We start from the raw sequence: 22,969 nt of genomic DNA, 5'->3' as shown, positions 1-22,969 counted from the left end.
CTCTTTTTAATTGACTGCCTCATCTTTGATGAGGAATGTTTTTTCGCAATCTAAATTGAGTATGACCTGTCATTGAAAATGAATCATAAGCTGAATTTAGGTACTATAAATAAATACATAGATAGAACATCTATAAAGCAGTTTCCGGAATGAGGAGCGGGTTATGTGTGGGATTATGGGAGTTGTTTCAGAAAGGGATATCAGTAAAGTCTTGCTGGAAGGATTAAGACGTTTGGAATACAGAGGATATGATTCTGCTGGTATTGCAGTAATCGATAATAACTCTCGATTAAAGCGAGTTAGAATTCAAGGTAAAGTACAAAATTTGGCTGATGCCATGCAAGAAACGGCAATTGCTGGTAATACTGGAATCGCCCATACGCGTTGGGCTACCCATGGAAAGCCTTCTGAGCAAAATGCACATCCTCATTTGTCTCATGGGCAAATTGCTTTGGTACATAATGGGATTATTGAAAATCACGATCAGTTGAGACAACGTCTTATCGCAAGTGGGTATCAATTTACCTCTGAGACAGATACTGAAGTTGCTGCTCATTTAATCCATTACTATTATATACAGCATGAAAACTTATTATTAGCGGTACAAACTGCAGCATCAGAAATGCATGGAGCATTCGCTCTTGGAGTTATTCATCAACAAAGACCACACGAGCTGGTCGCAATTCGCAAGGGAAGTCCCCTGGTTGTTGGCCTTGGGATCGGCGAGAATTTTATCGCCTCCGATGCCTTGGCTTTAAGGTCTTTCGCACAATCGGTCATTTATTTGGAAGAAGGGGACAGCGCGTGCATAACTGCCCATCAGGTGCAAATTTATAATGCCGGACGAGAGTTGGTTGAACGAACAACCCATCCCCTGACCAGTGATTCAGAAATAGTCAGTAAAGGGCCTTATCGACATTTCATGCTTAAGGAGATCTTTGAGCAGACTAAAGTACTCACTGACACTATCGAAGGGCGTATTAACAGTCCAGAAGTACTTAAAGCAAGTTTTGGAGAGCGTGCTTCCCACGTATTTCCTCAAGTCAAACAAATTCATATAGTCGCATGCGGTACCAGTTATCATGCGGGGTTGATTGCTAAATATTGGCTCGAATCCCTGGCCGGTATTCCTACTCAGGTTGAGATTGCCAGTGAGTATCGGTATCGGGATGTGGTTGTTTCGGAAAATACCTTATTCATCACGGTGTCACAATCGGGTGAAACAGCGGATACTCTGGCGGCGTTGTATAAAGCAAAGAAAATGAATTACTTAGCCAGTCTGGCCATATGCAACGTTGCCACCAGTACCTTGGTACGAGAAGCTGATTGTGTCTTTTTAACTCGTGCGGGAACTGAAATTGGTGTTGCTTCGACTAAAGCCTTTACTACACAGCTGGCAGCCTTTTTGATGTTGGCTGCTGCGCTTTGTCATGATGATCGAGCACAGGACGTGTTAAATCAGTTACAGGAATTACCCGCATGCTGTGAGCGAATTTTAAAGATGAATGAAGAAATTGAAGCCTTATCTTCTTTATTTGTGAATAAAGCTCATGCCTTATTTTTAGGTCGGGGAGTACAGTATCCTGTTGCCCTGGAAGGTGCCTTAAAACTTAAGGAAATTTCATACATTCATGCTGAAGCATATCCTGCTGGAGAGTTAAAGCACGGGCCTCTTGCCTTGGTCGATAAAGACATGCCAGTAGTTGCGGTTGCTCCAAATGATGAGCTTTTGGATAAATTAAAATCTAATTTGCATGAGGTGAGTGCGCGAGGCGGACAATTGTTTGTCTTTGTGGATGATTCTCAGGATTGGAAAGGAAACGGTGCACGATTGATTAAAGTTCCATCATGCGGTTCCTGGATTGCTCCCATAGCGTATACATTGCCTTTACAGCTATTGGCCTACCACGTAGCTGTAGCAAAAGGTACTGACGTTGATCAGCCACGTAACCTGGCTAAATCGGTGACTGTAGAGTGAGTAACGGAAGGGAATTCTGGATTGAATTATGGGAGCAGGGACGCACTGCTTTTCATGAAGAAGAGGTCAATCCAGGTCTTATCAAGCACTGGCCCGAATTAAAGCTTTCAACACCTGTTACTGTGCTAGTCCCTTTATGTGGCAAGAGCCTCGATATGCTTTGGTTAGCTCAGCAAGGGTATCAGGTCGTTGGTATTGAATTGTGTGAACAGGCAGTACAACAATTCGCTGATGAGCAGGGTTTATTGTTTCATAAAAAGGAATTCGGCCAGATTGTTCAGTATTTTAATGAACAATTCAGTATTTGGGTTGCGGATATATTTAAACTACCTTCTTCTTTTATACCTCCTGTAGATGCCATTTATGACAGAGCGGCATTGATTGCATTGCCTGCCAAATTACGAGCTACATATGTCAATGTGTGTTTAAATTGGTTAAAGCCTGAGGGGAAGATTTTGCTGAAAACTATGGGATATAATCAAGAGGAGATGCAAGGACCTCCCTACAGCGTTACAGATGAAGAGGTACAAGCGCTTTATAAAAACTGTGAAGAAATTCGCAGTCTAAGCAGCATATCACGCGTATTGGATGCTTCGGATCATTTTTTTGTACGAGGATTAAAAAAAGTAAAGGATACGGTTTGGTGTATTAAAAAAGCGCCCGTTTATCCGGAAAGAGGATGAGTGGGGTTTTTAAGATTAATATTGGATGCTTTATATATCGCAACAATACCTGTTGAGTATATAATGTGTCGATTTTTTACCATGTTTTACGGGGATGTGAATGGCTCAAGAGATGTTAGCGTCAGCTGCGATTATAGCGCAAGAACTTAAGGTAAAGGTGTCGCAGGTTGAGACTGCTATTCGTTTGCTGGATGAGGGAGCAACAGTTCCTTTCATTGCTCGCTATAGAAAAGAAGCGACTGAAGGACTTGACGATGTGCAATTGCGCTATCTGGAAGAACGGTTACTCTATTTACGTGAGTTGGATGAACGACGTACGGTGGTTCTGCAGTCCATACGGGAGCAAGAAAAATTAACTCCTGAATTAGAGCAGAGTATCCTGGCCGCGGACACTAAAACGCGCCTTGAAGATTTGTATTTGCCTTTTAGACCGAAAAGACGCACCAAAGCTCAGATCGCTGTCGAGGCAGGATTAGAGCCATTGGCTCTTGCGTTGTGGAAGGATCCCACTCTTGATCCCGAAGAGCAGGCTGTTCAGTATATTAATGTCGAACTGGGTGTTGAAGATGTTAAAGCAGCACTTGAAGGCGCTCGACACATATTGATGGAGCATTTTGCTGAAGATGCGGATTTGATCAATGAGTTGCGTGAGTATTTATGGCAACATGCGATCGTTAAATCCGTAGGCAGCTCCAAGAAGAAAGAAACGGTAAATAAATTTTCCGATTATTTTGATTATTCTGAAGCCATTAAGAAAATTCCGTCTCATCGTGCACTTGCTTTGTTCCGTGGGCGGCGTGAAAGTGTTTTGCAGGTAAGTCTCACTCTTCCAGAACAGGATTTGAACTACGGAGAGAATCGGGTTGCAGCACATTTTAACATTGCAGATCAGCAGAGAAAAGCCGATAGCTGGTTATTTGAAACAGTACGCATGACCTGGAAAGTTAAATTATTTACTAAACTGGAATTGGAGCTGTTAACTCGTTTGCGTGAAATGGCTGATGAGGAAGCGATCAAAGTATTCTCCAGAAATTTACGCGATTTATTGCTTGCTGCTCCAGCAGGACCTCAAATTACTATAGGTTTGGACCCAGGCATTAGAACTGGAGTAAAAGTGGTTGTAGTGGATACTACAGGCAAGTTACTCGATTACACCGTCATCTTTCCCTTTGCCCCACAAAATGAATGGCATCAATCCATTGCTGATTTAGCGAAATTAGCGGCAAAACACCATGTTAACTTAATCAGTATTGGTAATGGTACCGGTTCAAGGGAAACTGAACGCCTGGTTGCTGATCTGATTAAAATGTACCCTGATTTGCAATTAACTAAAATCATCGTCAGTGAAGCGGGTGCTTCCGTTTATTCGGCTTCCGAGATTGCGGCCCGTGAATTTCCAGATTTGGATGTAACGTTGAGAGGCGCCGTTTCAATTGCTCGGCGTGTACAGGATCCTTTGGCCGAGTTGGTAAAAATTGAAGCGAAATCCATTGGAGTTGGACAATATCAGCATGATGTAAACCAGGCAAGGCTTGCTCGCTGTCTTGATGGCGTGGTTGAAGACTGTGTGAATGCTGTTGGGGTTGATGTAAATACCGCATCAGCCGCGTTGCTGGCCCATGTTTCAGGACTCAATGAGACTTTAGCCAAGAATATAGTCCAGTATCGCGATGAACATGGAGCATTTGTCAATCGGGAGCAATTAAAAAATATTAATCGCATGGGGGAAAAAGCGTTTCAACAAGCAGCTGGTTTCCTGCGTATTATGAAGGGTGAGAATCCCCTTGATGCATCCTGTGTGCATCCCGAAGCTTATCCTCTTGTTGAGCGAATCATTGCTGATCAGAAACTGGATATTCCTCAAATCATCGGTAATCGCGAAGTTCTGCAAAGTGTAAATGCGGATAAATACGTTGATGATACTTATGGCTTACCCACAATTCGAGATGTTTTACGTGAGCTGGAAAAACCAGGGCGTGATCCGCGGCCAGAATTTAAAACGGCACAGTTCAAAGAAGGTGTTGAAGACATTAATCATCTTCATGAGGGGATGATTCTGGAAGGAGTGGTCAGCAATGTGACTAATTTTGGTGCCTTTGTCGATATTGGGGTGCACCAGGATGGATTGGTACACATTTCTGCAATGACCAATAGGTTCATCACTGATCCCAGGGTTGTGGTTAAAGCTGGCGATATTGTCACCGTCAAAGTTGTTGAAGTAGATAAAGAACGCAGACGTATCGGTTTAAGCATGAAACTAGGGGATGATAGTTCACAGCCTGCTGCTAAAAAGACTGCAAAAACAGCACCACCCAAGAAGCAACCAGAAATGAAAAAGGTGGAGCATAAGAAAAAAACCGAACCGGCTAAAAAATCAGAACCAGTGAAGAAAACCGTATTTAATACTGCAATGGCTGATGCATTAGCCAAATTAAAGCGTGGTGGAGAATAATGACACGGTTACCCAAAGGTGAACTGACCATTCAGACCTTGGCTATGCCTATGAGTACAAACGCCAATGGCGATATATTTGGCGGATGGATTGTTTCGCAAATGGACTTGGCTGCCGGGGTTCTGGCCAAAAACATAGCTCAGGGACGAGTTGCTACGGTGGCTATAAATTCGATGTCATTTTTGAAACCGGTGCATGTGGGGGATGTGGTCAGCTGTCATGTTGAGCTGATAAAGCAAGGCACTACTTCAATGACTATAGGCGTTGAAGTATGGGCACTTCCAGCGACTCAGAGTGAGAAATATCAAGTAACAGAAGGTACTTTTGTTTTTGTCGCCATTGATGAACAGGGAAAACCAAGACAGGTACCAAAACATATATGACGAATCAACCTGAACTTTTGCATCGTTTGATAGCGGAAATGGCGGAATTAATTGAACATAATGACGATCCTGATCCGCAGCTATATGCCTTGTTTTTTCAGCATCCTGAGTATGCACTGAAACTTATCGATTTATTAAATGATTTGGATGAAGATCTGATACATGAGGGCCCCCCTGTTTACTCTGCGTGTGTATTTGCCTTGGATATCTGTGTGGCTCAATTACAAGCAGCTGTCGATGCACATAATAAAGTCACTTCAAAATCATTAAATCAGTTAATGAATCATCTGGCTGATGTGATTCAAACCAAAAAACACAGTTTAAGTTTCTGGTTGCCGGTTTTAAATGCATTCTATGAGGTTCATGTAGAATTGACTCAGAACTTAAAAGACGCATACTTTGATTTGGCCAACCAGGAAGATGACCATATAGACGAGATTGATCCGGTGTCTCATTTAGATTCCATTCGGGATTTAATTAATGAGTTATCCGATCTGTCAACTTTTGATATTGCTGAAAATTTTTTTGCGCAAAGTTACGCAATGCCAGCAGACTTTTTTGCTGATTTGATCATTGATTTGTACAGTATCGATGAAGGGCATGATATTGCTTTATTGACTTTATTGCATCCAAAATCAGAAGTACGCGAAGTTGCTGTAGCGACCCTGGATCAGGTGATGGATAAAGTGACTTTGACCTCTATATCCCTTTCACGTTTACAGGTTATAAAATATTGGTATCCAGAGAGTTACCACACTATGTTTGATCGTTGGATTAAAATACAACGTAAAAAAGGCGTGGTATTTGAAGTGGAGCCTAAACCCGTCTGGATGGAGATCAAGGCAACTGAAGTCGATGGAACCGGTTCCCAGGGCATTTTCATCCATATCCGCAAAAACCGGAAAAATCGGCTTTGTGGTTTATTATTAAAGTTCGAGATGGGCTTAAAGGATGCCTGGATTACACCAATCATTCCAGCCAACGAAGTAACCGAATATTACAAGCAGGCGTTTGCCGAAAGTGTCACTCTACGAGAAGTAGACACATCCTATTTTCAACAAATGGTTGAGCATTTTCTTGCTATAACGATAGAAAAGGGTGACATTCCTTATTTGCATTTTCTGGAAATTCAGGAATTGTCAGGAATTCGGTTGAGACCAAAGAAACTGGATTTGGAATACCTGTTTGAGCAGCTTAGTGTACAAATCACTCCGTTCACACAAGAGGCCATACAAGAATCATTGCAACGCTCAAAATCCTGGCTTAAAAACAAACAATTTACTGAGTCCTGGTATATAGAAAATCCGCTTATTGATAAAATAGTGAATCATAACAGCAGTTTTGTCGACGGAGTTAAGGTGTGTCGATTAGCCGATGCCATGGATGCTGTGTTTATCGAAGAAATGGAATTGCATCGGGATAAATGGCAATTTCATTTTCTCTGGATTGCTTTATGGGTTAAGGCCAAGGCGAGAAAAAATGAAAAGGTATGGCAGGACAGTTTTCTAATTGCCTACACCATACACGAAGGCATACCGCTAAAGGACATTCCCGTTATGAAAGAAATTTGTCATCAGACGGTAATCAACAGTGTTGAAACCATGCAGGAAAGAAAAACTCATTTAAGTCAGGAATAGTGAGCAAATCCCAATGAATATATTGGGACCTGATTTTTATACCGTTACTGGAATTATGAAAAACTCCAGGACAATAATATGGAACTCTTGTGTTCACTTTAAGTTTCTGATGAGCACCTTATTGCTTATTGAGTAGCCGTTAAAAGCGGTTGATCGTGATTCGAAAGATCTACCCTATTTGTACATTTGTATGCATATACCGAGTATATGTCTTTGGGCGTTATTTGTGTTTGTGTAGGTAACTGTTCGCATCGTTCAAAGTATTTTTTTAAACATTCACTTCTGTCCCTTAAATCAATAAATAAAATTTCTTGAACAGTTTTATTTGCTATTTTTTGGTTGATGTCTTTACTCCAAATTGAGTATTGGTTCTGTAATGATCCACAATCCAAAGTATAGATAATGGGTTTATTTTTAATAAAAAACAACATTCGTGCCTCAAACCATCCAGAAGAAAATATGGATGATGGAATGTTCTTGAGTTGCTCATTGACTTGTTGAATCAGTCGATAATAAATTAATTTTTTTGTTGGAATAATGCGATAAAGAGTACTGTTATTTATGACTATCAGTACGCAAAGCAGAGTATATACGACGAGAACAATAGCTACAGATTTACGATAGAAATATTCTTGATAACAATATCCCCCTAACAAAGCACTGGCAATCAGATATGGAGTAAGCCAATTATCCCTGATAATTGCTTTATATGCAGTAAATAGATAAAAGCCTATAAACGTGATGCAGATAATTTGACATAGCAGTATGATGTGTTCGATGTAATTGTATTTAGCTTTGGAGTATTTTGTTGAATCCTTATGTATCCAACATAACAGAGCTGGGAGTAACATGATATTTAGTGAAGGTAAAATAACCCAAAAAAAGGAGTGAAATATCGCTTTCAGGTGATTGGTATTCTCCTTGAGTTGATGAATTTTTAACTGATATAAAAATGATTGCCACTCATGTTGATAATTCCAAATGATAACTGGGCTAAAACAAATAACTGCGATCAGGAGGGCAAGATAGAAGTGATTGGTTTTGAATAAACAACGATATTTAGTGGAAATCAGAAAGATAAGTAATGCTAAAACTAAAACAATTCCTGAGTATTTTGATAATAACATTAAGCCAATACTGATACCGATAAAATATATTGTACGGCTTTCATGATTTTTTAAATAGTGAATAACGTAATAAAGTGTTAACGCCCAAAATAAGCATAATGGTGTATCATAGGTTGTTTGTTGTAACAGATCTAACGTCATTAACGGCGAAAATAACCACAATGATGTAGCGACATAACTGGCTGTTTGCGACAAAAATTGCCTCGCTGTAATGTATATAATCCAACTGGTTAGGGCAGTGACTGCTATGCCTAAAAAAGTTAATGAAAAAACTGTATCGCCAAAAAACAACGTCGATAATTTGATCAAATAAGCAATCATTGGTGAACCATCATAATAGGATAAATCTAAATGACGGCTCCAGTCCCAATAATAATAAGTATCAAAAGAAGGTAGACTAAACGGGGCCAGGATTAGCAAAATTGAAAAATAAATAAAAAAACACAATTTGGATTTTTTTATCACGAATTATCCTTTGGCACGTTAAGGTGAAAACAGGTTGCTTGCTAAAACTGCACTTTGCGCTCCATCGATATTTATGATGGAATTCGTTCAGCCCAAATATGGCGAGTATAGGTAAAATAATTTAATAAAGAACCAAGCCCTATCCCTGTCGCTAATAATATATTCTCTTGCAAGGTACCGGTACCCAAATAACTGATTCCTAATTTAATCCAATGACTTTGTAGATATATCATGACTAGTGAGTAAATGACAAAGCCTGCCAGGCGCTTCATTTTAAATGACCAGCCAACAAAAGAGTGGCTTCTAAACGTAAATCGGTTATTCAGTATAAAGTTATTGATAATAGCCGCTATTACCGCAATTTGTGATGCGTTGTATGGAGTAAGATATTCGCGCAATACGTTATAGACCATGAATTGAATGAGCATACCCATGGAGCCAACCAGGCACATACTTAAAAACCGCTTTAGCTCATAAAATCGAAGTGTAAAAACTACCTTAAGCGAATCAATGATGCAGTTTTTAGGCAATTTGCTGACTCCTTTTTCCCTATCTATAAATTCAATAGGGTATTCGCAAATTTTGGCGTTATTTTTGTGCAGCAACCAGAGGAGTTCCAATTTATACGCATATTGGTTCGATAGGAAGCTTTTAGGTAATACTTTTTGGAGTATGTGACGCCTTGTTGCACGAAAACCACTTGTGAAATCTTTATACTTGTGGGTGAGCACTGAACGGGCGATGTAGTTGCCCAATATTGAGAACAGTTTACGATGAAACGCCCAGTTCTTGGGTATGCTTCCGCCTTTAACGTAGCGACTACCTACGACACAATCACAGTTTTTAATCAGTTCCAGCATACCGATAATGTATTTAGGCTGGTGTGACAAATCAGCATCAAACTCAAAGATTATGTCTGCATCGAGTGCTGTCAGTGCATATTTCATCGCTTGTAAATACGCGGAACCTAATCCGGATTTTGTTGATTCACTTTTCAAATGAAGTTTTGGGTATGTGCATTGTAAGTTTTGGACGATGTGTTGCGTGCTATCTTTAGAAGCACTATCAAAAATTAACACATGAATATCATGGCTTTTCAGTGGCTCTACGCAATCAAATACCTGATGAATTGTTTCTGCTATAACTGCGGCTTCATTATAAGTTGGGATAATGATAACGACTTTTTCAATTATTGTTTGGCGGGGGTCAGGTAAATGAGTCGTGACGAATTTATTTGAAACAAGAGTCAAATTATTTATCTCGAATGTTATGAGCCAGGATGCGGAGATATTATCAGCTGGGTTATGAAAAATAAAGAGGATATTTTATACAGATCAGGGTTGTCCCATCTTAATTGTATTTGGAGTTAATCAGCAAGACTCCCTTCTCCCTTGAGGGAGAAGGGTTGGGGATGAGGGTGATGATTTGGCACAGTTTCAAGTAGTTGTAAAAACCATCCCTCCCTTCCGGTATATTCTTCTGCATCCCCGTTCATTTTCGATAAAACCAGAGAAATAAATCAATTGTGTTTTTTATGTCAATGGTTCAATAAAGAGTGTGCCAAATCTCCACCCTCATCCCCAGCCCTTCTCCCTCAGGGGAGAAGGGAGTTGATCGTGCCGTCTGATAAACTCCAAATACAACTAAGATGGAGAACCCTGTTATATCGAATATTTTTGTTGCCCATGTTCATCAATTGGATAAAAGAATAAATTTTTAAGAATGTATCCTTGGATTTAGGTTACTTTTCAGATTTGGAACGTTAATGATTGTTTGACTGATATTAGAAGATGCAATTAACCACTCTTTATGATAGACCATAAGATCCAAACATAAAGAGCCTGGTTGAGCATTTACGCTATCGTTTCTTTTTGATGTGATAACCAGAAATTAAACAGCCCATCAATATCAGTGGAGCATAAATACTTCATGGCTGAGGCCAACAGACTCTCTGGCCAATTCCACCATTCCATTGTCAGTAATTGTTTGATTTGTACTTCAGAAAAGCGTTTTCGAATGGGTTTTGCAGGGTTACCAGCAACAATTGTATACGGTTCAACATCTTTTGTTACAACCGAGCGTGCACCGATTAGAGCTCCATGGCCAATTTTGATGCCCGGCATAATCATCGCTTCTGCACCTATCCAAACGTCGTGACCTATTTCTGTATTCCCAACATTTTTAAATCCATCAATGGCATTTTGCGCGTATTCATCGCCTGTGTAAAAAAACGGGAAGGTACTAACCCACTCCATTCGATGTCCTTGATTCCCTGCCATTATAAAGGAAACGCCGGTACCTATTGAGCAAAAACTGCCAATTATCAGCTTATCTACACCGGGCTCATCAGGCAGCAAATATCGTGCACATTCATTAAAGGAATGACCGTGATAATACCCCGAATAGTAACTGTGTCGTCCAACAATAATGTTGGGATTTGTAACTTGCTCTGATAAGGGTATTCCTTTAAAGGGACTATCGAAATAATTGTTATTCATCATGAAAATATTCTCACTTTGATTATTATTGGAGAAAATTAAGTAAGTTCCTCATAAGATTGGTAACGCTCTTCACTGAGTAGATTGCAGAGTGTTCACTGAATTTGGGATTGTAGAGGTTCGATATTTCTTTGACAAGAATGTTATTCCAGATATTCTTCGCGCTGAATTAATTAGTAAACAATTTCCGCCATCATGCATCGGGCACTTCCACCGCCAATAGTTTCAATAGTTTCAATATCAACCGGCACTAACTCTGAAAAGTGCTGCAGGGTTTCCAATTGCTTTTTGTTAAAATGATTCATTGCTTGATTGGATAAGACTAAAATGCTCTTTCCCTTGTTGTTAATAAGCTCCAGTACATTTCCGCACATATGCCGAGTTTGATCATACGATAGTTCAATTACGTGCTTTTGGGTTATTTTAAAACTGTGCAACAGAGCAGATTTTTGAAGGGAATCTTTTATCGATTCCCAACAGACGATAGCGTAATTTTGAGTAATACTTAGAATGACATTAGTATGGTACACAGGATGAGCATGTTCATCAACGCTGCTAAAAACAATCGGTTTATAATTCAAAATCTCGGCAACTTTATTGACCATGACGGGCGATGTCCTCGGAGATAGAGCTGCATAAATCAGTTGATTATTGCGATCCAAGACCAGACTTCCAGTTCCCTCCAGAATGTTATTGTCATGATTTCTCAGATCAATGATCTTATCCACCGTGTACTGAGCCTCATTGAATACTTTAGTTAATCCAGCGATGTTAACTTCTGCCTGCCGATTCGGGGTAAGCATGGGATAAATTATCAGGATATTATGGCCTTCGGCATCAACATGAGTGGAAAACCAGTTATTGGGAAAAACAGCATCGGGTAATAGTTTATTTTGTTTCAGGATTAATACCTGAACCCCTTGCTCTCTTAAATTGAGTACCATGGCATTAAATTCATCCATGGCCTTTATTTCGCTATCATCAATATGCGTTGCTGATTGGAACGTATTGCTTGTGGCTGTTTCATGATTAAACTGAAAACTTGCCGGAGGCACCATGAGTACGGTTGAACTATTTAACGCCATACAATTTCCTGAAAGTGAATCGTTAGTGATATTGATAGGGGCAGGGCTGAAAGAACGCTGCTCTGATCACCTGACAGAATCAATAGTTTGAAGCTTTTTGTAGTAAAAGGCTCGCATATTGTTGCAGATTAAAATATATCAGAATATTGTGGATTTGGGGAGCTATGAAATTTAGAGCAAAAAAAACGCCTTGTTCATTAGTAGATAAGAATATCTAGACACGAACAAGGCGTAAAATAAATGAATTAGACTACTTCAACTTCTTCAGCTTGAGGACCTTTTTGTCCGTTGCTAGCTTTGAACATTACAGTTGCACCTTCAGCAAGAGTTTTGAAACCGCTGCTTTGGATTGCGCTGAAATGCACAAAATAATCTTTACCGCCACTTTCTAGAAAACCGAAACCTTTGGACTCATTAAACCATTTTACTGTACCGCGAATTTTATCTGACATGTTATTTTCCTAAATTGTTACCCAACCATTGTAGCATTATTTTATTATTTGTGCTGTTTTTTTATGAAATATTTTTAATATTTTTTAAAATTAAGGTGATTTGGCACAAAAATAAAGTAAAAGCACAATGATTAATCAACAAAATCAGTCATTGCTCTGAATTAAAAGTTCCTTTGCATGCGAACGAGTTTGCTCGGTGATGGTTAATCCCCCTAACATTCGGGCAATTTCGTCAACTTTATCATCTGATTTCAGAAGTGTAATTTGAGTTACTGTTTGTTTGTTGTCACTTTGCTTCTCTACCCTGAAGTGATTGTGAGCCGATGCTGCAACCTGTGGTTGATGAGTCACACAGAAAACCTGTAATCGCTCTCCAAGCTTCCGGAGCATCTTTCCTACCAGTGCAGCAGTAGCTCCGCCAATACCGACATCCACTTCGTCAAATAACAGGGTTGGCGTCGATCCTCTTTGCGCGGTGATCATTTGAATGGCCAGACCAATACGGGACAGCTCTCCACCAGAAGCAACCTTGCCCAGCACATCAGGCTCCATGCCGGGATTAGTACATACTTTATATTCAACTTTATCACGGCCATGAGACTGCATCTTTTCCAGTGGTGAAATGTCAATTTCTATCCAGCCCTTTGGCATACCCAATTGTTGAATGCTGGCAGTGATTTCCTGAGCTAATTTTTTAGCATGGAGCTGTCGTGATTCGGTAAGATTTTGTGCTGCCCTATCATAGGATTTAGTCAATTGGCTCAGCTGCAATTGCAAATGAGCTAATTGGCATTCCGCATTTTGTAACTGTTCCAGTTCATTGTGTAGTAAACGTTCATGTTCAGGAATTGCATGGCTGTCAATATGGTATTTTCGAGCCAGGTGATGGATGGCACTCATCCGCTCTTCTACTTCGTGAAGGCGCTGGGGATCCAATTGGACGCGTTCGCTAAATTGGTGCATTTCATTCAATGCTTCTTCGCATTGAATCAGGGCGCCGTTAATCAGTTCAAGTGAATTCTTAATCTGAGTTTGTTCCTGAGGAAGTTGATTGATTAATTGAATAACTTGATTTAATCCTGAGCAGATATTCATCTGATCGTCGCCATTAAGCAGGGTATTTATATGATGGCTGTGCTCCAGGTATTCTCTGGCATGATGCAGCATTTGATGTTCTTGATGCAATGCCACAATTTCACCTTCCTGTAGATTCAGGGCTGCAAATTCCTCGATTTGGAATTGCAATAATTTGATTCTGTCTGCTTGTTGTTCCTGGTTTTTTAACTGATCTATTTCCAGCTTAATATGCTGACACTGTTTGTACAAGCGAGAAACTTCATCCAATAAATTGGGGTGATTGGCGTATTGATCCAATTGCTGTCTGTGTGTTGGATGTTGCATCAGTGTCTGGTGCTGGTGTTGTCCGTGAATATGAACCAGTTTTTCGCTGAGTTCTTTTACCTTTTGCAGTGGAACAGGTTGGCCATTAATATAGGATTTTGATCGTCCTTCAGCGTAAATAATGCGCCTTAAAAATAGTTCGCCTTCATCACAGGAAATATCGTGTTCTGCCAACCACTGGGCAGGCTCTGATAATTGATCAAAAATAAAACCAGCGGTAATATCACATTTCTCCTGACCAGGGCGAATAACTGAGACATCACCACGACCACCCAATGCCAGCATTAAGGCATCTATCATGATGGATTTGCCTGCTCCGGTCTCACCTGTGAAGGCGGTCATGCCTTTTGAAAAATCCAGTTCCAGTTGTTTAACAATAGCGAAATGTTCAATGCGCAAGGTTGTGAGCATGATTTATCCCTGATGTTTTGATTCCCAGCCAAGTTTACTACGTAATGTATCATAATAATGGTAATCCAGTGGATGTAACAAGCGGAGTTGATTGCCATTTTTGTATATTGACACACGTTGACCTGGTTTAACCATTCGTGATTCATGGCCATCACAACTGACCCGTAATTCAGTTTCATTAAACTCGCTGATGTGCAGTTCAATTTTAGCTTCCCCGTCAACCACGAGAGGCCGGGAACTAAGGCTATGCGAAAACATGGGTACTAGCACAATCGCATTCAGTTGGGGGTGCATAATAGGGCCTCCGGCTGATAGAGCATAAGCAGTAGAGCCAGTAGGTGTGGATAAGATCATACCATCGGAGCGATAATGACTAACCAGTTGTTGATTAACGTACACATCAAACTCGATCAGATGGGTTTCTTTTCCCCTGCCTAAAACCACATCGTTAAGCGCATCGCCTTCAAAATAGGTTTTATCCTGATCGTAAATTCGGGTATGCAGCAAGAACCGTTGTTCTTCTTCATAAGAACCGTTCAATACAGCACCCAGTTGAGTTTCTATATCCTGAGGCAGTATGTCCGTCAAAAAGCCCAGACGACCTCGGTTAATTCCAATTACAGGTGTATTTACTTGGATTGCCATTCGTGCTGCAGAAAGCAGGCTGCCATCACCACCTACAACGATGATTAAATCCTCTTTTTCTCCCATATCTTCTCGAGCTAATATGGGGATGTTCATCATGAAACCGGCAGTAGTATCTTGATCCTGATAGATTTTGATGTTCTGATTTGTTAAAAATTCAACCAGTCGGTGTAAGCTTTCGCTTACACCTTGATTGGCTCTATGCTGACGAGCATAGAGTATGACTCGCTTAAATTTTTGTTTCATTTCGTTATTATTCTTCACTATTAGCAATACGTGATGCTTTTTTCCTGTCGTGCTCTTTTAAGGATTTCTTACGCAACCGAATTGAATTTGGTGTTACTTCAACCAGTTCGTCATCATCAATAAACTCCAAAGCCTGTTCCAGAGTTAACTTGATTGGCGGAGTAAGGATGATGTTCTCGTCAGTACCGGAAGCACGCATATTGGTTAATTGCTTTTCTTTGGTCACATTCACTACCAGGTCATTATCTCTGGCATGAATCCCTACAATCATTCCTTCATAGCAAGTAGCTTGAGGATCGAGAAACAAGCGTCCACGCTCTTGCAGGTTGAACAGAGCGAAGCCACGTGCGGTACCTTGGCAATTTGCGATCATCACGCCGTTGGTGCGTTTGCCGATTCGGCCTTTAATCGCGGGGCCATAATGATCGTAAACGTGGTACATTAATCCAGTACCAGAGGTGCATGACAAAAATTCATTGTGGAATCCAATCAAGCCTCGAGTCGGTATAATATAATCCAATCGGACTCGACCTTTTCCATCCGGAACCATGTTTTGCATGTCGCCACGACGTTCACCCAGTTTCTCCATGATGGTGCCCTGGTGACTTTCTTCAACGTCTACTGTCAGGCGTTCATAAGGCTCTTGCAGTTCTCCATCTACTTCCCGAATAATGACTTCCGGCTTACTGATGGCTAACTCATAACCTTCACGGCGCATGTTTTCAATCAGAATGGATAAATGCAATTCCCCTCGACCAGACACTCTGAATTTATCGGGATCTTCGCAATCCTCAACACGTAAAGCCACATTGTGCAATAATTCAGTATCCAGACGTTCGCGAATTTTACGGGAGGTGACAAATTTACCTTCCTGGCCAGCAAATGGAGAATCATTAACCTGGAACGTCATGCTGATGGTGGGTTCATCGACCATTAATGCAGGCAACGCTTCTACTGTATTGGGATCGCATATGGTATCGGAGATATTCAGGTTTTCAATTCCCGTTATCGCGATAATATTACCCGCTCCAGCCTCTTCGATTTCAACTCGCTCCAGCCCTTTAAAACCAAGTAATTGCAATAAGCGGCCACTACGCATGTTGCCGTCTTTATCTATGATTTTTACAGGCGATTTTGCTTTAATTTGACCTCTGGTGATTCGTCCGATGCCTATGGTGCCTACATAAGTAGAGTAGGCTAATGAGCTGATTTGCATTTGGAAGGGACCATTCGGGTCCACATCTGGAGGCGCAACTTTATCAATAATAGTTTGCAGTAACGCTGACATATCCGTTGCTTCGTCTTCCAGATTGAGTTTGGCAAAACCATTGAGGGCGGAAGCATAGACCACAGGAAAATCCAATTGGGTGTCGTTGGCCCCAAGATTATCAAACAAATCAAACACCTGATCCATGACCCAGTCAGGTCTTGCTCCAGGTCTGTCTATTTTGTTAATGACAACAATAGGATTTAAGCCTCTGGCAAAGGCTTTCTGAGTTACAAATCGAGTTTGAGGCATAGGGCCGTCAACAGCGTCGACTAATAGAAGAACGCAGTCAACCATAGAGAGTATACGCTCTACTTCTCCACCAAAATCCGCATGCCCCGGGGTATCAACGATATTAATTTGATATCCATTCCAATAAACACACGTATTTTTGGCAAGAATGGTGATTCCCCGTTCTTTTTCAAGTGCATTAGAGTCCATGACTCGCTCAACCTTGGGCGCACGTTCATTTAAAGTACCAGTTTGCTGAAGTAGTTTGTCTACAAGAGTTGTTTTGCCATGGTCAACGTGTGCGATAATGGCAATATTGCGAATCTGTTCAATCATAAATAACCTTTAGTTGGGAATTGCTGGAATTAATGTTAAGGAATAGCTGGGTATTTGTTCATAGTTTCAACATTATACACGAATTGCTGACTAAATCCTATCCGATACTGGGTGTTAATTCTATCAGGACTTACGAAAAACGCCCAATCCCTTCGTTAAAAGAAATTTTTTATTAAGTCATTAAATTGTTGTAACTCCTTCATTAACAATTTTTTTTGTCTCAACCTTGGATTTTTTTCAATTGAGTGGCTAAAAATTATGTTGAAGATGAAAAAACATTTAAATAGAATGAATTGAGTTTTTTTGTAGTAATCTCTCAGTACCTTTGAGAATCCTGTCCATTCTGAGCTCAGTGAAGGATCTCCAAAAAAAGCACTGTGTCACTGTCCGGAAGAACGCTATGCGTTATGGATGATGGTTTCATGGATATTGAGAAGTTGCATTTTTTTAAGGCTTTAATATGAATGACTTTAAAGGATTTAAAGTTGTATTAATGATGTTTTTTTTAATACAAGGACGTGTTTTTTCTGCCCCATTACCCGCTGTCTGTGAATCCACTGTAGATAATCCTTGCATTGTGCAGGACAGTAAAACCCAATTTTCCTCCGTTGAATGGATGCGTGATGTCGCAACAATTGCTGATGCTTATAACGGCAATATTCAGGGTATTCATGACCTTTATTTATCCGGAAGTGAAGAACCGAGCGAAAAGGGATGGCGGACTATCGCTGAATATATTGCGATGCGCCGGCCTAAAAATGGCAAACCGGTCATCGTACTGGATTTAAGACAGGAAAGTCATGGTTATTTAAACGGAAGGGCGATTACTCTTGTTAGCGATTATAACTGGCTCAATCTTGGCAAAACCAATGCCCAAAGCGCGCAGGATCAAGAAAATTGGCTGGCGACTTTACGCTTTAGAAAAACCATACCCGGAATTTTAACAGTGCCTCAATATCGACAAAAACAGTATTTCAATGGGAAATCCATGGCTGTCGGAACCGTTAGAAATGAAGAGTATTATGTTTCAAAATGGGGTTTTGAATACCATCGCCTGTTTATTACCGATCACCGTGCTCCCCGGGATTCGGAGGTCGATGCATTTTTGAATTTGGTCCGTAGCAAGCCTAAAAAAACCTGGTTCCATGTTCATTGTCGTGGTGGCAAAGGACGTACTTCAACTATCCTGGCGATGTTTGATATGCTCAATAACGCAGACAAGGTTAGTTTTGAGGAAATAATAGAACGTCAGGCCTCCATTTCTCCATATTATAACCTTTTGGAAATTTATCGTGGGGATCCAGAGCTAACTCCTTATTATATTAAGAGAATTGCATTCCTGAAGAAATTCTATGAGTTTTCTCGTCAGTCCTTGATGGGATATTCTGGAACCTGGACTGAATGGAAGGCATTGCATCAATCCATTTGAATTTGGAATTCTTGTCATTCTATCCTCTGCGGGTTCGCTTCAACCGAGCAACCCGCTTCTGTCAAAATGATGACAAAGTCCCGTCATTTTTTTATCGCAGATAAAATATTGATGCGTTAAACATAGTTACAGCATATTAACCATTTATTCCATGATCTCTCTGATATTTTGGTACAAGCTTTGCTAGACTAATATTAGGAAGTAAAAAAAGGGGGAAGTTTATGAAGCAACTAATTTTACATCCCACCGATATTAGTCAATGGCATGCTTTGGTTAATGAAGCTCAAGCGTCTACACGATTAATTTTGAACGAAAACACGGAAAGTTATCTCGTTTTTTTATTAATGCGTTTTTCCCAAGGCCCCAAATTGATTGAATCGGTTGTGGCTCTTGATTTCCTTGATTCCATGCGTAAACCACGACAGCTGCAATTAGAATTATTGCGCGATGTAGGGGATAAGAGTCTTCTGTTCTGTGGACTTTTTCCCGGGATTGCGAAAAAGCGTCATGTGAGCCTGAGTTATTTTTCTGATATGGGGCAAGCTGCCTATTTAACAGCAGGTGAATTGCAGGAAAGTGAGTCAGCCGATTTGTATTTTCAGTTAAGCGCGCAATTCATTACATTACAACAAATATTACAGGCTATGCGCGGGGAGTACGTGCAATTTAGTCCAAAAGACAAAGGTATTTTATCTTCAATTGACTTAACACTACAGTAATCATCTGATTGAAGCAATTTATAGTCTCAGTGTTGATTCCGACTGAAGTCACTACTGAGACTAATGGTGGTTATCTTAGATGACTTTTATGTAAATATGCTGGTTTTGCATGTAATTTGATACCAGTCTATTGATGAAACAACAGGGCAACGTCTATGGAGTCAAAGGTATATTTCTGATTGCAGAAATCACAGTTTATCTCAATCGCACCTTGTTCTTGCAATAAGGCTTCGGCGTCCTCTTTGCCCAGAGTAGTAATCACCTGCCTCATCTTTTCATTCGTACACCGACATTGAAAGCGAGTAGATCGAGATTCAAATATTCTGAGATCAGTTTCGTTATAAAGCCGATAGAGCAGGGTTTGATTGTCCAGGATTAATAATTCTTCTTCGCTAACCGTTTGTCCCAGTTGTACGGCATATTCCCAAAACTGTTCTCTTTGCAACGTGTCTTGTCCTGGCATCAACTGAAGCAGCATGCCTGCAGCCATCTCATTATTTACTGCCAACCAGACGCGTGTCGCTACTTGTTCCGAATGCGCAAAATAGCCCATCAGATTTTCACTCATCGATGTCGATTGAAGCGGTACCATACTTTGGTATACCTGGGTTTGATTATTTTGACTGATGGTGAGTACCATTTGACCTTGAAGAAATGCTGTTGCGTAATCGATAATTTCCAGATCTTCGGCGCACTTGGCAAAAGCCCTTATGTTTAATTCGTGATCACATTGCACAATCAGCAATGGTAATCGATGGTCCCCCTGAAACTGTAAACTCAAACCTCCTTCAAATTTAATACTGCTGGCTAACAAGAGGCAGGAAACAATAGCCTCACCTAATAAGTTTTTAACCATAGGTGGATAGGTACGTTGATTCATTATGGTTTGAAATGTTTTTTCAATATGGACAATTTCGCCACGGATGTTGGCATGTTCAAAAATGAATCGTTGTAATGTATCTGATTCTTTCATTGGAAAAGCTCGTTACACAAATTTGCCTATTATAACATAATATGGTCAGAGTATTCATAGCCAATCCTGTGATTAAAAACACCCGTGCAGCGAGCTTTAAGGAGCGGAATAGTCTGAGATTTAATTTATTTGCAGGCCAGGACGTTATATGGCTACTTAGGTTCTTTTTAAGATACATTTTGAAACTATTTTTTGAGTATTTCCTGGAAATTCGGTGGTCTTGATCTATTCTTAAAAAACCCCCTAAATACACCTGAGGAATTATTATGAAAAATAATAGCATGCTTATGCCACTGTTTAAGACCATAGATAAACTATTGTTTGGGATTACCGAGATCAATGAAATCGAAAAAAAGGATGAATTTATTGACTCGGATAATGAAGAAGAGTTTGACGTGGAGCGATCCAGCAATTAACAGTTGATTCGAAAAGTCAGGGTAAGCGATAATGCCCTCTTTTTGCACGAGATTAAAGTATGTTGAATAGCCAACAAATGGCAGCAGTACATTATATTGATGGGCCTTTGTTGGTTCTTGCTGGCGCTGGAAGTGGTAAGACACGAGTTATCACTCAAAAAATTGGCTATTTAATCAATACCTGTGGCTACTCCGCCAAATCAGTTTGTGCCGTAACGTTTACTAACAAAGCGGCAAATGAAATGCGCGCCCGGGTTGCTACAGTCCTGCCGTCATCAAGCCGTCGTGGGTTGAAAGTTGCTACGTTTCATACTTTAGGTTTAAGTATGATCAAACGTGATGCCGCTTTATGTGAGTTAAGAAAAGGTTTTTCTATTTTTGACAGTGAGGATTGTTTGCAGGTTTTACGCCATTTTCTCACTGCTAATAAAGCGAATGAACGCGAGTACATGCTGCAAATTCAGCAGCAAATTTCTCGATGGAAAAATGATTTGTTAAGCCCTGAATCGGTTTTAAATTGTCCCCTGGATACACCTGTTCAGGTAGAAGCATCATTGATATATCCTCGCTATCAACAGGCATTAAAATCGTATAATGCCGTAGATTTTGATGATTTGATTCGATTGCCGGTGAGTCTGCTAACAGAGCATCCGGATGTATTGGAGTATTGGCAAAATAAAATACGTCATTTATTGGTTGATGAATATCAGGATTCAAATACCAGTCAGTATTTATTAGTAAAAAAACTGGTTGGCGTTCGAGCCCATTTTACGGTAGTTGGAGATGATGATCAGTCTATTTACGCCTGGCGTGGTGCCAAGCCTGAAAATCTGGAGCAATTACAACGCGATTACCCTCAACTTAAAATCATTAAACTGGAGCAAAATTATCGTTCGACCAGTCGAATTTTGCATACAGCAAATCATTTAATCGCTAATAATCAACACTTGTTTGAAAAGAAATTGTGGAGTGATCTGGGGCATGGAGAATTACTCAGAGTCATCAGTTGCAGGGATGATCAAGATGAAGCGGAGCATGTAGTTGCTGACTTAATCAGTCATAAAATGCGTTCCCGGACTAATTACGGTGATTATGCCATTTTATATCGGGGAAACCACCAATCCAGAATTTTTGAAAAAGTATTACGCAATTATGGAATTCCGTATCGCATTAGCGGCGGACAATCCTGGTTTGCCAAGGCTGAGGTAAAAGATGTATTTGCTTATTTAAAATTACTCTGTAATGAAGCGGACGATGCTGCTTTTGTGCGTGTGATCAATACCCCCAAACGAGGTATTGGCGACACCACTCTTGATGCGTTGGGTCGCTATGCTCAATCAAGAGGATTGAGTCTGTATGCAGGGGCGGATCATCTGGCATTAAGTGAACATCTTTCAGATAAACCTAGGGCGGCTTTGCAGACTTTTAAGGCCTGGATCGAACAGGTTAAAGGACGATTGTCTTCCGGAGCGGTTCTTGAGCATTTAAGGCAAATGGTTGAGGACAGTGGATATGAAGCGCATATTTACGAACAAAGTGATACTCCTGCCAAAGCACAAAAGAGAATGGATAATGTATGGGAATTGCTTGAATGGGTCGACAGGTTATTGAAAAAGAATCCTGAGCACACTTTAGCTGATGTAGTGAATAAATTAATATTGATCGATATTTTGGAACAGTCAGATGAACAAGATAACGATACCCTTCAATTAATGACCTTGCATGCGTCAAAAGGTCTCGAATTTCCCTATGTTTATCTGGTGGGAATGGAAGAGGAATTGTTACCCCATCGAGTCAGTATCGATGATGATCAGATTGAGGAAGAACGACGATTAGCTTATGTTGGTATTACACGAGCGCAAAAAGGCCTTTGTTTTACTCTGGCCAAACAACGGCGTCGAGCTGGTGAGCTTCAGGATTGCATTCCCAGCCGCTTTTTGGATGAATTGCCTCAAGATAATCTTGAGTGGTTTGGTAAAGGTGGTGAGCGTTGTGAAGAGAAATCTAAACATATTGCCAAATCTCATTTAGCCGGTTTAAAAAGCCTGCTGACTTGATGGGGATAGTGGTCATTAAGTGAAGAATGACTACAAGACTATTATCCTGAGCATCGCGAGTGTTTTTGCTTTGCTCGG

Annotated in this window: 18 protein-coding genes; 9 read left to right on the top strand and 9 right to left on the bottom strand. The window is 40.4% G+C overall.

Annotated elements, in window-relative coordinates:
- Positions 1 to 163 precede the first annotated feature (163 nt).
- The 5 genes from glmS to G543_RS0100425 all read left to right on the top strand — a co-directional run bounded on the left by glmS (position 164) and on the right by G543_RS0100425 (position 7,133).
- Positions 164 to 1,978, top strand: a complete 1,815-nt coding sequence (glmS, locus tag G543_RS0100445; protein ID WP_028382762.1) for a glutamine--fructose-6-phosphate transaminase (isomerizing) — start codon at positions 164 to 166, stop codon at positions 1,976 to 1,978.
- Positions 1,975 to 2,661, top strand: coding sequence for a thiopurine S-methyltransferase (locus G543_RS0100440; protein ID WP_028382761.1), 687 nt, complete (start codon positions 1,975 to 1,977; stop codon positions 2,659 to 2,661). Before glmS ends, G543_RS0100440 begins: the two co-directional genes overlap by 4 nt.
- Positions 2,662 to 2,761: 100 nt before the next feature.
- Entirely contained in the window at positions 2,762 to 5,113 is a 2,352-nt protein-coding gene (locus tag G543_RS0100435; RefSeq protein WP_028382760.1) for a Tex family protein, read from the top strand.
- Positions 5,113 to 5,496 carry an acyl-CoA thioesterase gene (locus tag G543_RS0100430; RefSeq protein WP_028382759.1) on the top strand — a complete coding sequence of 128 codons (384 nt, stop codon included), beginning with the start codon at positions 5,113 to 5,115 and terminating at the stop codon, positions 5,494 to 5,496. The genes G543_RS0100435 and G543_RS0100430 overlap by 1 nt, the downstream gene beginning before the upstream one ends.
- Entirely contained in the window at positions 5,493 to 7,133 is a 1,641-nt protein-coding gene (locus tag G543_RS0100425; protein ID WP_028382758.1) for a hypothetical protein, read from the top strand. The genes G543_RS0100430 and G543_RS0100425 overlap by 4 nt, the downstream gene beginning before the upstream one ends.
- A 125-nt stretch (positions 7,134 to 7,258) precedes the next feature.
- On the opposite strand, the gene G543_RS16785 is transcribed toward G543_RS0100425, so the two are convergent.
- From G543_RS16785 to typA, 8 genes are all read right to left on the bottom strand, one after another.
- Positions 7,259 to 8,725 carry a glycosyltransferase family 39 protein gene (locus tag G543_RS16785; RefSeq protein WP_051190533.1) on the bottom strand — a complete coding sequence of 489 codons (1,467 nt, stop codon included), beginning with the start codon at positions 8,723 to 8,725 and terminating at the stop codon, positions 7,259 to 7,261.
- A gap of 71 nt (positions 8,726 to 8,796) precedes the next feature.
- Entirely contained in the window at positions 8,797 to 9,918 is a 1,122-nt protein-coding gene (locus tag G543_RS0100415; RefSeq protein ID WP_028382757.1) for a glycosyltransferase, read from the bottom strand.
- A gap of 660 nt (positions 9,919 to 10,578) precedes the next feature.
- Entirely contained in the window at positions 10,579 to 11,223 is a 645-nt protein-coding gene (gene catB / locus G543_RS0100410; RefSeq protein ID WP_051190544.1) for a type B chloramphenicol O-acetyltransferase, read from the bottom strand.
- Between the two features lie 173 nt (positions 11,224 to 11,396).
- Positions 11,397 to 12,308 (bottom strand): arginine deiminase-related protein, encoded by a 912-nt coding sequence (locus G543_RS0100405; protein ID WP_238584738.1) that lies wholly within the window; start codon positions 12,306 to 12,308, stop codon positions 11,397 to 11,399.
- A gap of 245 nt (positions 12,309 to 12,553) precedes the next feature.
- Entirely contained in the window at positions 12,554 to 12,760 is a 207-nt protein-coding gene (locus G543_RS0100395) for a cold-shock protein (RefSeq protein ID WP_028382754.1), read from the bottom strand.
- Positions 12,761 to 12,904: 144 nt separating this feature from the next.
- Positions 12,905 to 14,572: a DNA repair protein RecN gene (recN, locus tag G543_RS0100390; protein WP_028382753.1), complete on the bottom strand. Its 1,668-nt coding sequence runs from the start codon at positions 14,570 to 14,572 to the stop codon at positions 12,905 to 12,907.
- 3 nt (positions 14,573 to 14,575) lie between these two features.
- On the bottom strand, positions 14,576 to 15,463 hold the full coding sequence (locus G543_RS0100385) for an NAD(+) kinase (RefSeq protein WP_028382752.1): 888 nt from the start codon (positions 15,461 to 15,463) through the stop codon (positions 14,576 to 14,578).
- A gap of 7 nt (positions 15,464 to 15,470) precedes the next feature.
- Positions 15,471 to 17,297, bottom strand: coding sequence for a translational GTPase TypA (typA, locus tag G543_RS0100380; RefSeq protein WP_028382751.1), 1,827 nt, complete (start codon positions 17,295 to 17,297; stop codon positions 15,471 to 15,473).
- Between the two features lie 460 nt (positions 17,298 to 17,757).
- On the opposite strand from typA, the gene G543_RS0100375 reads away from it, so the two are divergent.
- Together G543_RS0100375 and G543_RS0100370 are read left to right on the top strand one after the other, a co-directional pair.
- A complete protein-coding gene (locus tag G543_RS0100375; RefSeq protein ID WP_028382750.1) occupies positions 17,758 to 18,726 on the top strand; it encodes a phosphatase domain-containing protein in 969 nt (322 codons plus the stop codon).
- A 221-nt stretch (positions 18,727 to 18,947) separates the two neighbouring features.
- Positions 18,948 to 19,445: a hypothetical protein gene (locus G543_RS0100370; protein ID WP_028382749.1), complete on the top strand. Its 498-nt coding sequence runs from the start codon at positions 18,948 to 18,950 to the stop codon at positions 19,443 to 19,445.
- 127 nt (positions 19,446 to 19,572) lie between these two features.
- On the opposite strand, the gene hslO is transcribed toward G543_RS0100370, so the two are convergent.
- Positions 19,573 to 20,418, bottom strand: coding sequence for an Hsp33 family molecular chaperone HslO (hslO, locus tag G543_RS0100365; RefSeq protein WP_028382748.1), 846 nt, complete (start codon positions 20,416 to 20,418; stop codon positions 19,573 to 19,575).
- Positions 20,419 to 20,684: 266 nt separating this feature from the next.
- On the opposite strand from hslO, the gene G543_RS19150 reads away from it, so the two are divergent.
- Both G543_RS19150 and G543_RS0100355 read left to right on the top strand, forming a co-directional pair.
- Positions 20,685 to 20,834: a hypothetical protein gene (locus G543_RS19150; RefSeq protein ID WP_165482377.1), complete on the top strand. Its 150-nt coding sequence runs from the start codon at positions 20,685 to 20,687 to the stop codon at positions 20,832 to 20,834.
- A gap of 59 nt (positions 20,835 to 20,893) precedes the next feature.
- Positions 20,894 to 22,891: a UvrD-helicase domain-containing protein gene (locus G543_RS0100355; protein ID WP_028382747.1), complete on the top strand. Its 1,998-nt coding sequence runs from the start codon at positions 20,894 to 20,896 to the stop codon at positions 22,889 to 22,891.
- Positions 22,892 to 22,969: the final 78 nt, after the last annotated feature.

Origin of the sequence: Legionella moravica DSM 19234, from assembly GCF_000423305.1 — a bacterium.
GTDB lineage: Bacteria > Pseudomonadota > Gammaproteobacteria > Legionellales > Legionellaceae > Legionella > Legionella moravica.
Note: the sequence above shows the minus strand (reverse complement) of the source record. Positions and strands in the feature narration are given on the sequence as shown.